Here is a 12,369-nt window from a genome sequence, read left to right as displayed (position 1 = left end):
GCTCTTTCTATGAGTGTAATCGTTGTGCTGACGGCCTCCGCATGCAGCGGAGCGCAGACGGCCGACACTTCCGGCAATACGGATGCATCCAACAATAGCCCCGCAACGGATGCCCCCAAAACCGACCCCGAAGATGCGCCGGTAACGATCCGATTCGCGACGTGGGATACGGCCAGTTCATTGGAAACGTATAAAGCTGTCGTGGACGGTTTCCAGGCTAAATATCCGAACATTAAGGTTCAGGTGGAGTCCGTACCGGATAGCTACGAGCAGAAAATATTCACGTCGCTTGCCGCCGGCAACGCTCCGGACGTCTTCTTATGGTGGAACTATCCCCAGCTTGTGGCCCGAGGGGCCGTCGAGCCCTTAGACTCCTATATTCAAAGCGGCGAGATAGACCCCGATCAATATTACCCCGAGATATTTAACGCTTCCAAGGTGAACGGCGTTCTTTATTCCATTCCCAATATCCCAACCACCAGAGCGATATTTTACAACAAAACGTTATTCGACAAAGCCGGCGTTCCTTATCCGAAAGACGATTGGACGTATGATGATTTTTTGAGCGCCGCGCAGAAGCTTACTGGCGACGGGGTATACGGCTTCGTCACCGAGGCCAAAAATACGTACACGCTTCAGCAGTTTGTATGGACCAACGGAGGCAAGTTCATCAGCGAAGACGGTAAAACGGTCGACGGTATTATGAATTCGCCGCAAACGGCGGAAGCGCTTCAGTGGTATGCCGATCTGGTCAATAAATACAAAGTATCGCCGTCCCCTTCGGCTTCGACCACGATGGGCGGAGGAACCGAGATGTTCAAAACGGGCAAGGTGGCCATGTTTGAAAGCGGATTATGGCCATTGAACGATTATAGGAAGATGAGCAATTTCAGCTTCGGCACCGCGATGATGCCCCGTAAGAACGGTAAGCTTGTCGGTATTCTGCATACGAGCGGATTCGTCGTTTCCAAAACGTCCAAGCACAAGGATGCGGCTTTCAAATTCGCCCAATATATGGGCAGCAAGGAAGGACAGACGAATTTCGTCAAGCTTGGCTTCGGCCTTCCGGAGATGCCGGCGATCGCTCAAGATTTGAAGACGGCCGAGGATCCGTATTTCAGACCGTTCCTTGAAATGATTAAGTATGCAACGGTAACGCCTTCCTATTACGCCACGCCGGAGTGGAGCAAGATCGACGAGAAGCTCGTCTATGCCATGGAAGCGACGATATTAGGAAAGATGACTGCGCAGGAGGCTTTGAATAATGCGGTAAAAGAAATCAATACGACGTTGCAGGTCGGCAAATAATTTAAATAATTTGACATAAAGCGGTGATTGGATGAAACGAATGAACAAAATGACTCGACAGTTCGAGGGTTACAGCTTTATCGGGTTGTGGATCATCGGATTTATGGCCTTTTCTCTCGGTCCGTTACTTTTTTCGTTGATCATCAGTTTCTTTAAGTGGAGCTTGCTCGATAAGCCCGTTTTTATCGGATTGAAAAACTATATCGATATGTTCAAGCTGGATCCGTTATTTTGGAAATCGCTAAAGGTAACGTTCACTTATGCCGTTGTTTCGGTTCCTTTGGGACTGATTGTGTCTCTGCTTTTGGCGATACTGCTCAATCTGAAATTAAAGGGCATGGGTATCTTTCGGACTTTGTTTTATTTGCCTTCCGTCATTACAGGGGTTGCGGCGGCCGTTTTGTGGATGTGGGTGCTGCAGCCGGACTTCGGGATTTTGAATTATTTTTTATCGTTTCTCGGCATTCAAGGTCCGGATTGGCTCGGAGACCCGAATTGGGCGCTTACTTCCTTAATTATGATGAGCGTGTGGGGCTCCGGAGGGGGGATCGTCATCTTTTTGGCCGGATTGCAAAACATACCGCAGCTGCTGTACGACGTTTCCAGCATAGACGGCGCTACGAAGTTCAGGCAGTTCCGGGCGATTACCATACCGATGATTACGCCTTCGATTTTTTTTAACTTGATCATGGGGGTTATCGGCGCATTTCGAACCTTTACGCAAGGCTATGTGATGACCAATGGCGGTCCGCTGAATTCCACTTATTTCTATGCGCTTTATATTTACAATAAGGCGTTCCAGGATCTGCAAATGGGATATGCCGCCGCTTTGTCATGGATTCTATTCATCATTATTGCGGTTTTGACATTGTTGGTGTTTAAAACGTCCAGCTCGTGGGTGTACTACGAGACCGAGAGAAAGGGTTAGGGGGATTAGGATGAATATCTTCGGTAAAAGCGTAACCTATGCTTTCTTGATTATTTCCTCGTTCGTGTTCATTATCCCTTTCATCTGGATGGTGTCGACCTCGCTTAAGGAACCGGGAGCGATATTCGCATTCCCGCCCCAGTGGATACCTGACCCGTTCCTATTCCAAAATTACAAGTCGGCCTGGACGATTGCTCCGTTTCAGCAATTTCTCGAAAATACGGTAACGATTGTCGTCTTGACGACGATCGGGACGGTAATTTCCTCCTCCATTGTCGCTTTCGGGTTCGCGCGTCTCGTATTTAGAGGGAGAAACGTCTGGTTCGCCATTCTGCTCGCTTCTATGATGATCCCTTATGAAGTGACGATCATTCCGCTTTATGTGGAATTCAAATTGCTGGGCTGGATCGATACGCTGCGCTGCTTGATCGTGCCCTCCTTCTTCGGCGCGGCCTTCAATATTTTCCTGCTTCGGCAGTATTTCTTGACGATTCCCTATGATCTTGACGAGGCTGCGATTATCGACGGATGCAGCACTTTCCAGGTCTATTGGCGTATTATGCTGCCGATTGTCGCTCCCGCTCTAGTAACGGTTGCTATTTTTCAAGTGATGAATGCATGGACTGATTTTATGGGGCCGCTTATTTTCTTAAACGACCAACGAAATTATACGCTTACGCTGGGACTTAATCTGTTCCGGAACAGTTATTTGACCGAATGGAACAACTTGATGGCTATCGCGAGTTTAGTGACCGTCGTGCCGCTTATCATTTTCTTCATAGGCCAAAAATATTTGATCGGCGGCATTGCCGCGAGCGGAATTAAAGGATAGAAAATCTAAGGCGCGTACAACGATTAAATCGCGAGCCAAGCAGCCAGTCGCCGAAAATCAATCGGCGACTGCTGTATTTTACGAGATGTTTTTTTTTTATTGCACGGCGCTACTCAAACGTCACTTCCCGGGCATGCTCGTTCACATCAATCGACGGATGCGAGGCGTCCGTGACCGCCTCCCCGTTCACCCGCAAGCTGCGTATCGCGACGCCGGAGACGGGCCGCTCCGCGCTGTAGCCGTAAATGCGCGACGGATTCGCGCCGCGGCCGTCGTATGAGATGTTTTGCAGGACGACGTTCTCGATCCGGCTGCCGGGGACGGGGTTGTAGTCCTTGTTCCAGACGACGCGGAAGTCGAACAGGCGGCCGAGCTCGAAAGGCTCCACGCGGATGTTTTCATAGACGACGTTGCGGACGGTGTTCAGGTCGCCCGCGTTGATCGCCATGGCGCCTTGGTAGTTGTCCTGCGGTTCGTGGTGCTCGAGAAGGTCGAGATTCTCGAAGCGGATGTTCGCGATCGTATCGCCGCCGCCGCGGTAGTCGCCGTGCGTGCCGATCATGAGCGGATGCGCGACGTCGGCCCAGAAGATCGAATTGCGCACCGTCACGCCGCGCGTATCGCCCCGGTAGTCCCAGCGGCTGCCGTAGATGGCGATGCAGTCGTCCGAGGTGCGGAGGAACGCGTCGTCGACGTCGACTTCGCGGCTTGCCATCATATCGATGCCGTCGCTCCAGCCTTTGCAGCTGAACGATTTGAAGTTGCGAATCCGGATGTGCTCCGATTGGCCGATATAGATGCTGTAATGCGGCGGATTGAGCACCGTGACGCCTTCGACCTCGATGCGGCTGGAGAACAGAATGCGCACGCCCCGGAACGCCGAGAAACGGTGAAATTCGGCCAGGTACAAAATGCCGCGGCCGCGGATGGCGACGTCGCGGACCCGGTCGCACACCATCGAGCCGGCGACGGCCGCCCCGCCTGCGAGGTAGACCGTCTTGCCGGACGGTATGCGCAGCAGCGTCTCCTCGATATAATGCATGCCCGGCAAAAAATACAACGTATGCGGCTCTTCCCCGCCTTCGCCGGACGGTGTGCAGAGCGGCCGCAGCAGATGCTCCGTGCGGTGAATGCCGGGCTTAACGGCCAGAACGCCCGGCTCGTCCGGCCGGGGCGCTCCTTCTTCCGGCGGATTCGCGAACAGGTGCAGGTTGGAGAAGCGCTCGCCGTTGATTTCGACGGACAGCTTGCACGGCTCGTCCAGCACGAAGCGGAGCGTATTGCCCTCTCGCTCGAAGGGGATGCCGCGGGATAACGGACGAATGACGGCGGATTCGATGCTGCCGCCGTGCCAGTCGACTTCGATCTCGGCGACGCCGTCTATATCGAACGCGGCCATCGAAGCTTCGCGCACGTCATGCATGTCGACCTGAACCTCGAACAGCTGCAGCGCTTGCCACCGCCCGCCGGGAACGCGGACGCGCACGGCAAAGTCTTCGCGAATCGGAATTCCTTTCAGCTCCGGGTAAACGTTGATGGTCATGATGCAGCCTCCAATAACGATGAGATCGGGAATATGGATCTATAGCTACTGTAAGGCATGACGGGGCATTTCCTCAATAGGGACAGGCCGATCCGTTAAAAATATGCCATAAGTTCTTAAGAACTGCCCCTTCCCAGCCGTAAACGGCCGACGCTCGCATGAACCGCCGCACAAGTTAGTTTTATGCACGATTCCCTTAGTTTCTTCCATCGCGCGGTCGTGAGGGCGCTTTTATAATCGGTGTAGCGGAACGAGCGGCTACGTCATGTAGGCCGCCCGGTATTCGCTCGGCGTCAGGCTCGTTTCCTTGCGGAAAAACTTGGCGAAGTGGCTCGTTTCCTTAAAGCCGGTCCGATCCGCGATTTCCTTGACGCTGAGCGAGGTCGTCGCGAGCAGCTGCTTGGCCCGGTCGGCGCGTTTGCGGTTCACGTATTTCAGCGGCGGCACGCCGAAATGCTTTTTGAAATAGGCGATGAAATAGTTGGGATGCAGATGGACCTCCTCCGCCATCCGATCGACGCTAATGGCCGTATGAAGCCGGCTGTCCACGAAATGCTGAATGACGTTCAGCCGGTTCATATCCTCGCTCCGGTGCTGCAGCACGCGGATCGGAACGCTGCCGAGGAAGAGGCAGACGATGTCCAGCAGCAGCGCTTTCTCGCGCAGCCGGGCGATGACGGAATGCTGGGCGTGCCAGCCGATCATCTCCTCGAACAGGAGGGCCATCCGGCCGGCGTCGTCCGCGTCGATGCACAGCGGCACGCCGATCCATTGAAACAGGTCGAACGGTCCCGCCGTTACGGTGAAATGGCACCAATATTTCAGGTATGGCCGGTTGTTCAAGGCGGAGAAGGATACCTTCGCATGCGAAGGAGCAAGGAACAGCTGGCCGGGACGCGGATAATAATCGTCGCCGCCGACCCGGATCCAGCCTTCCCCGTCGACGACGAAATACAGCTTGTTGTGATCGGGGACGGAGTCCGTCTCGCCCCAGCCGTTCGACACCTGCGTCTTCGCGGCGACGATGAGCTCGATCTGCAGCTTCTGAAGCAGATCGGATAATGCGCTTTGTTCGTTTGGTTTGGTCACTCGCGGCCTCCTGCATCCGATGGATTTTTCGCATCTACGTTACATCGTAATGGAACGCATGGCCGATGGAAAGACAATTTCGGGAAATGGGGAATGGAAAATGACGACGAAGCAAGAGAACCGGATTTGGTACAAGCAGCCTGCCGCCGCATGGGAGGAAGCGCTGCCGGTAGGCAACGGCAAGCTTGGCGCCATGGTATTCGGCCATCCGGCAAGGGAGAGAATCGCGCTGAACGAGGACAGCGTGTGGTACGGAGGTCCTCGAGATAGGAACAACCCGGACGCGCTTCCGAATTTGGGGCGGATCCGCGAGCTGCTGAAGGAAGGGCGGCTGAAGGAAGCGGAGGAGCTGTCGGTCATGGCATTGTCCGGCGTGCCGGAGACGCAGCGGCACTATATGCCGCTCGGCGATTTGCTGCTGAGCTTCCGCTACGGGACAGCCGAAGAGGCGAGCGATTATACGCGCGAGCTGGATTTGGCCGGCGGCGTGGCAAGCGTGAGCTATACGAAAGGAGAGGCGCGCTACAGCAGGGAGACATTCGCAAGCTTTCCGGACGAGGCGCTCGTCACGCGGCTGACGGCGGACAGGCCGGGCAGCGTCAGCTTTACGGCCCGGCTCGCGCGCGGAAGGAACCGCTACTACGACGAGATCGCGAAGGCGGACGGCAGCGCGATCGTCATGCGCGGCAACTGCGGCGGCGCGGGCGGCTCGGACTTCCGCGCCGTCCTGCGCGCGGTCGCGGAAGGCGGCACGGTATCGATCGTCGGCGAGCATCTCGTCGTGGAAGGAGCGGACAGCGTGACGCTGCTGCTGACGGCCGCGACGAGCTTCCGTCACGCGGATCCCGAGCAATATGCCGTGCAAGCGGGCCTTAAGGCGGCAGAATCGGACTACGAGTCGATGAAGCTCCGCCATATTCGGGATTTCGCCGCACTCGCGGAACGCGCGTCGCTGCGTCTCGGCGAGGAGAGCGGCGAGGCCGGCCTGCCGACGGACGAGCGGCTGAAGCGCGTGCAGGAAGGCGCGCGGGACGCCGGACTTATCGCCCTCTATTATCAATACGGCCGTTATTTGCTCATCTCGAGCAGCAGGCCGGGCTCGCTTGCCGCCAATCTTCAAGGCATATGGAACGAGCACATGCTGCCGCCGTGGGACAGCAAGTACACGATCAACATTAACGCGCAAATGAATTATTGGCCGGCTGAGCCGGGCAATCTGGCCGAGTGCCACGAGCCGCTGTTCGATCTGATCGAGCGGATGCGCGAGCCGGGAAGGAAGACCGCCAGGGCAATGTACGATTGCGGCGGATTCGTCGCCCACCACAATACCGACATATGGGGGGATACGGCGCCGCAGGATCTTTATTTGCCGGCTACGTACTGGCCGATGGGCGCCGCATGGCTCTGCCTTCACTTGTGGGAGCATTACGAATACGGCCTTGACCGCGACTTCCTGGAGCGGGCTTATCCGACGATGAAGGAAGCGGCCCGGTTCTTCACCGATTACTTGTCGGAGACGGAGGACGGCCTGCTCGTGACGAATCCGTCCGTCTCGCCGGAGAATACGTACGTCCTGCCAAACGGGGAGTCGGGGACGCTGTGCATCGGTCCGGCGATGGACGGGCAAATATTGCATGAGCTGTTCACGGCCTGCTCGGAGGCGGCGGAGCGGCTCGGGATCGACGAAGCCGAGCGGCGGCAGTGGAGGAGCTGCAGGGAGCGGCTTCCGCAGCCGGCGATCGGCAAGCACGGGCAGCTGCTGGAGTGGATGGAGGATTACGACGAGGCGGAGCCCGGTCACCGCCACATCTCGCATCTGTTCGCGCTGCATCCCGGCAAGCGGTTCACGGTGCGGTCGACGCCGGAATGGGCGGCCGCGGCCCGCGTGACGCTGGAGCGGCGCCTCGCTAACGGCGGCGGGCATACCGGCTGGAGCCGGGCCTGGATCATCAACTTCTGGGCAAGGCTCGAGGACGGCGAGAAGGCGTTCGAGAACGTCCAGGCGCTGCTAGGCCACTCCACGCTGCCGAACCTGCTGGACAACCACCCGCCGTTCCAGATCGACGGCAACTTCGGCGGCGCGGCCGGCATCTCGGAGATGCTGCTGCAAAGCCATGCCGGCGAAATCCATCTGCTGCCGGCGCTGCCGTCCGCGTGGGCCGAGGGCGAAATCAGGGGCGTTCGGACGCGAGGCGGCTTCGAGGCCGATATTCGCTGGTCGCGGGGCAAGCTGCAGGAAGCTCGCATCCGGGCGAGCGTCGACAACGACTGCACGCTGCGCGCGGGCCTGCCCGTGACGATAACGGAGGCAGGGGGCGGCGAGATTGAAGCGGCCGCCGCCCAAGCGGAGACCGTACTCTGGCCGGCCCGCGCGGGACGCGAGTATATCGTGAGGCCGCTATAGCGGCTTGCACGCAAGGAAAGGGCGCGGCGGACGGGATCCGGCGCGCCTTTTCGGATGTCCCTTCGATTTGATATAGTAGGAGTGGGACTGCAACGAACGAGGAGGCGGCGGCATTGAACGGAAAGAAAACGATAAAGGTCGCGCTTGTGCAAATGAACTGCGAAAAAGCGGAGATCGACCGCAATCTCGGCCTGATGCGGGACTATATTTCGGCCGGACGAGCCGCCGGGGCGGACATCGTCTGTTTTCCCGAAATGAACGTGACCGGCTACATCGATCCCGGCCAATATCCGGATGCCGTCCTGTCGCTGGAGCATCCGGCGATCGAGCGGGTCGTCTCGCTGAGCGGCGAATATGCGACAAGCGTCATCGCCGGCTTCGTGGAAGCCAATCCGGGCGGTAAGCCCTATATTAACCAGTTCGTGGCGAGCGACGGGAAGCTGCTGGGCTTCTACCGGAAGAAAACGATTAAAGAAGGGGAAGAGAACTGGTTCGCTCCCGGCGACGGGCGGCAGCCGGTGTTTACGGTGTCCGGGCTGGCGTTCGGCCTCGCGATCTGCGCCGATATCGACGATCCGGCCATTTTCGCGCAATACGCCGGGATGAGCGCCGCAGCCGTCTTTGAATGCGCCGCCCCCGGACTGTACGGGGAGCAGGAGACGCGCAACTGGTCGTCCGGCCACGCGTGGTGGAGGGACAATTGCTGGGAGAAGCTGGGGAAGTACGCCGCGGAAGGGGCGCTGTACATCGGCGTTGCCACGCAAGCCGGGCGCACGAAGGACGAGGATTTTCCCGGCGGAGGCTATCTGTTCGGTCCGCGCGGGGAACGCTTGGCCGAATCGGGCGATTGGGCCGAAGGCGTGCTGTACGCGGAAATTCCAATTCAAGAAGGAACGGGTGATCCGGAGCATGTATGAACTGAAAACGAAAGAAACCGATCATAGCGTCTTGGAGTTTATCGAAAACGTCGACAATCCGAAAAAACGCGAGGACGCGTACCGGCTGCTGGATATTTTTACGGAAACGACCGGCTACGAAGCCAAAATGTGGGGGCCGAGCATTATCGGCTTCGGTTCCTACCACTACAAATACGCGACGGGTCACGAGGGCGATGCGGCGCTCGTCGGCTTCTCGCCGAGAAAAGGGAAGATCAGTCTGTATTTCGCGCCCGGCGACGAGAAGCGGGAGGAGCTGCTTGCGCGCTTCGGCAAGCATACGACGGGCAAGGCGTGCGTTTACATCAATAAAGTGGCGGACATCGACGTCGGCGTGTTGAACGAGATGATCGTCCAATCGATCGCCTTCTTGCGCAAGACCTATCCGGAGCAGTGACCTTACCGAGGTTGAAGACAAGCCCTCGTCTTCAGCCGTTTTTCATTTGCGCGCGCAGCTGGAATAGGGCGCGGGCTAGGCGAGGAGCAGCATCCCGATGCCGCATGATGCGGCATCGGGAGCGCTGCTCTTTCTTTATCCGGGAGGATCGGGCCGCGTTCCATTGTTTCCCACCCTTCCTTTATGGGATAATGAGGGACGTAACGACATTCGGTATGGGAGATCAATCATCGATGAACAAGTCAAGCATGAAGAAAAAAGCGGATCTCGCGCTCGTCTTCTCGGGGATCGGCATTTTGGCGGCCTTCCCGTTTCACGATACGTTCGCCGGCGGGCTGCTGTTCTCGCTGTTCAGCGCGGCGACGATCGGCGGCTTGGCGGATTCGTTCGCCGTCAGCGCCTTGTTCGGCGATCCGCTGCGGATCAAGTGGCCGTCCTGGATGGGGACGAACATTATCGCCCGCAACCGGGAGCGCCTCATCGGCGAGCTGGTGGCGATGGTGCAGAACGAGCTGCTGACCGTGGACAATATAAAGGAAAAGCTGGACGATTACAATATCGCGGACGTGATCGTGACGTATTTGAAGCGGCACGGCGGCGAGGAGGCGGTAGACGATATTTTGCAGCAGCTGGCGGGCGACGTCATGAAGACGATCGACCTGCGGGAGCTGGCCCGGACGGTGCAGGCGTTCCTGCTCGAGCATGCCGATTCGGTCAAGGTGTCGGATATCGCGGCCGATATCGGCGATTGGACGCTTCGCAACCGTTACGACGACCGGATCATCGCCTTCCTCGTCCCCGAGCTCGTCAAGATCGTCCGGTCCGCCCCGTTCCGCGGCATCGTCGCCCAAATCGTCGATTCGGCCATCCGCGCGTACGAAGGCGATCAATTCCGGAGGAAGCTGATCGACGCATCGGCCGGGCTCGACGGTCCGACGATCAGCGCGAAGCTGCAGGAGTGGCTCGTGCGCTTCCTCCTCCAGCTGGAATCGGGCGAGCATCCGCAGCGTCGGCAAATGAAGCGCTACTTCGAGCGGTTTATCGAACGGCTGCGAAGCGACGAGGCGCTGCGGAGCCGGATCGAAGCGGGCAAGGCGAAGGCGCTTCAATCGGTGAAGGACGAAATCGACCTGGAAGGCTATATTCACAAAGGGCTGGAGAAGCTTCGCGGCGCGGCCGCGTCCGCCGCGGAGGGCGAGCCGGCGAAATACCCGTGGATTCGGGAACGGGTAGGGCAAGGCGTGCGTTATTTGGCGGAGAACGCGGAGCTGCGAAGCCGGCTCGACGGGTACGTGAAGACGACGCTGCTCAAGTGGCTGGAGCAGAAGCATTCGTACATCGGCGGCGTCGTCGAGGGCAAGCTGCGCTCGTTCTCGCTCGAGCAGCTCATCGCGCTCGCGAAGGAGAAGGCGGGGCGCGATCTGCAATACATTCGCATTAACGGAATCGGGGTCGGGGCGCTCGTCGGCGTCGTCCTGCACCTGGCGACCTTCTGGATCGGGGGCTAGCGAGAGATGGAGATGAGAAAAAAAGCGAACCGCAGCCTTCTGCTGCTTGCCCTGCTGTTCATCGGCGCCGCCTGCTGCCTGTACGCTTACCCGGACGCCTGGTGGGCGCGCATGCTGCTCTACGCGTCCGAGGCGGGGCTGGTCGGCGCGCTCGCCGATCTGTTCGCCGTTACCGTCCTGTTCCGGCATCCGTTCGGCTGGAAGTGGATCCCGCATACGGCGATCATTCCGAGAAACCGCGACAAGCTGATCGACGGCGTCGCGCATATGGTCGAGAAGCAGCTGCTGAGCGAGGACATGCTGAAGGAGAAGGTCGGCCAAATTTCGCTCGTGGAGATCGCCATCGCCTGGATCGACCGGCGTCCCGCCGGGGCGGTGGCGGATCAGGTTTGGACGCTGCTGTCCGGCCTGCTGGCGAAGCTCGATCTGAACGGAATCGCGGTCCGGCTCGACGAGCAGGCGCGCAAGGGGATTCGCCGAATCAACCTGTCTCCTTACGCGGGCAAAGCGCTGCGATGGGTCATGGACAATGGCGACTTCCAAAGCTGGATCGGCCAGCTGGTCGAATATGCGGCGGCGCGGGCTTCCGGGGAGGAGACGCTCGCCGCGATCCGCGGCCTGCTGGCGAAGGAGAAGGAGAAGTTCGTCAATCAGGGCGGCATTTTCTCCAAGTGGCTCAAGAAAATGGCCGTCGAAATCGCCGAGTCGACGAACGCGCTCAACCTGGACGACGCGGCGAACGCGCTTTACAACGACCTGCACAAGCTGCTGGACGATCTGCGCAGCCCGCAGCACGAGCTTCGGCAGCTGCTGGAGCGGATGACGTACGAGCTGGCCGATCAGCTCGAGCACCGCGAGGACGTCGCCGCCGCGGTAAGCGCGTGGCGGGACGAGGTGATCGGCCAAATCTCGCTGCTCCCTTCGATCGAAGCCATTCTCGGCCGGTTCCGGCAGCTGCTGTCGCAACGTCCGGACATGCCGCAAGCGGCCGAAGAGACGGCCGATGACCGGCCGCCGGATTTGAAGGCGCTCATTAACCGGTTCATCGCCGGCTACTGGGAATGGTTCAAGACGAACGAGGAGACGAAGCGCTGGCTCGAGCGGTACGCGCAAGCGTTCGTCCGCCACATCATCGAGACGGAGCATGCGGTCATCGGGCATATCGTCCGCACGACGCTGGACCGCTTCACCGAACAGCGGCTCGTGCAGTTCATCGAGAGCAAGGTGGAGACCGACCTGCAGCGCATCCGGCTGAACGGGGCTTACATCGGGGCGGCGCTCGGGGCCGCTTTCTATGTCCTGCTGTACGGCATCTACGAGCCGCTGCTTCAGAGGCTTTAAAGGATAACCCGCTTTAACGTTCCTCGCCGGAGGAACGTTATTTTTTTGCGCTCCATCGGGGCGCGCAGGGTATATATCCCCTCA

At 58.7% G+C, this 12,369-nt stretch carries 10 protein-coding genes; 8 read left to right on the top strand and 2 right to left on the bottom strand.

The window, feature by feature from the left end; all coding sequences use genetic code 11:
• Positions 1-9: 9 nt before the first annotated feature.
• From IDH41_RS27265 to IDH41_RS27255, 3 genes are read left to right on the top strand one after another with little or no spacing between them, the layout of a single operon-like run.
• Positions 10-1,308: an ABC transporter substrate-binding protein gene (locus IDH41_RS27265; protein WP_190866839.1), complete on the top strand. Its 1,299-nt coding sequence runs from the start codon at positions 10-12 to the stop codon at positions 1,306-1,308.
• Positions 1,309-1,348: 40 nt separating this feature from the next.
• On the top strand, positions 1,349-2,236 hold the full coding sequence (locus IDH41_RS27260; protein ID WP_223830106.1) for a carbohydrate ABC transporter permease: 888 nt from the start codon (positions 1,349-1,351) through the stop codon (positions 2,234-2,236).
• A 10-nt stretch (positions 2,237-2,246) separates the two neighbouring features.
• On the top strand, positions 2,247-3,068 hold the full coding sequence (locus IDH41_RS27255) for a carbohydrate ABC transporter permease (RefSeq protein WP_190866835.1): 822 nt from the start codon (positions 2,247-2,249) through the stop codon (positions 3,066-3,068).
• Positions 3,069-3,177: 109 nt separating this feature from the next.
• On the opposite strand, the gene IDH41_RS27250 is transcribed toward IDH41_RS27255, so the two are convergent.
• Together IDH41_RS27250 and IDH41_RS32050 are read right to left on the bottom strand one after the other, a co-directional pair.
• On the bottom strand, positions 3,178-4,611 hold the full coding sequence (locus IDH41_RS27250; protein ID WP_190866833.1) for a glycosyl hydrolase family 28 protein: 1,434 nt from the start codon (positions 4,609-4,611) through the stop codon (positions 3,178-3,180).
• Between the two features lie 258 nt (positions 4,612-4,869).
• Positions 4,870-5,700, bottom strand: coding sequence for an AraC family transcriptional regulator (locus IDH41_RS32050; RefSeq protein ID WP_190866831.1), 831 nt, complete (start codon positions 5,698-5,700; stop codon positions 4,870-4,872).
• Positions 5,701-5,800: 100 nt separating this feature from the next.
• Here IDH41_RS32050 and IDH41_RS27240 point away from each other — a divergent pair, with 100 nt between their 5' ends.
• The 5 genes from IDH41_RS27240 to IDH41_RS27220 all read left to right on the top strand — a co-directional run bounded on the left by IDH41_RS27240 (position 5,801) and on the right by IDH41_RS27220 (position 12,285).
• Positions 5,801-8,104: a glycoside hydrolase family 95 protein gene (locus IDH41_RS27240; RefSeq protein ID WP_190866829.1), complete on the top strand. Its 2,304-nt coding sequence runs from the start codon at positions 5,801-5,803 to the stop codon at positions 8,102-8,104.
• A gap of 113 nt (positions 8,105-8,217) precedes the next feature.
• Complete coding sequence (locus tag IDH41_RS27235) at positions 8,218-9,021, top strand: carbon-nitrogen hydrolase family protein (RefSeq protein WP_223830105.1); 804 nt, start codon at positions 8,218-8,220, stop codon at positions 9,019-9,021.
• On the top strand, positions 9,014-9,436 hold the full coding sequence (locus tag IDH41_RS27230) for a DUF1801 domain-containing protein (RefSeq protein WP_190866826.1): 423 nt from the start codon (positions 9,014-9,016) through the stop codon (positions 9,434-9,436). The genes IDH41_RS27235 and IDH41_RS27230 overlap by 8 nt, the downstream gene beginning before the upstream one ends.
• A 233-nt stretch (positions 9,437-9,669) precedes the next feature.
• Positions 9,670-10,944 (top strand): DUF445 domain-containing protein, encoded by a 1,275-nt coding sequence (locus IDH41_RS27225; RefSeq protein WP_190866824.1) that lies wholly within the window; start codon positions 9,670-9,672, stop codon positions 10,942-10,944.
• 6 nt (positions 10,945-10,950) lie between these two features.
• Positions 10,951-12,285, top strand: coding sequence for a DUF445 domain-containing protein (locus IDH41_RS27220; RefSeq protein WP_190866823.1), 1,335 nt, complete (start codon positions 10,951-10,953; stop codon positions 12,283-12,285).
• The last annotated feature ends 84 nt before the right edge of the window (positions 12,286-12,369 follow it).

The sequence above is a fragment of the Paenibacillus arenilitoris genome, assembly GCF_014705655.1.
GTDB classification, from domain to species: Bacteria; Bacillota; Bacilli; order Paenibacillales; family Paenibacillaceae; genus Pristimantibacillus; species Pristimantibacillus arenilitoris.
This window is presented reverse-complemented; position numbering and strand designations above follow the sequence as displayed.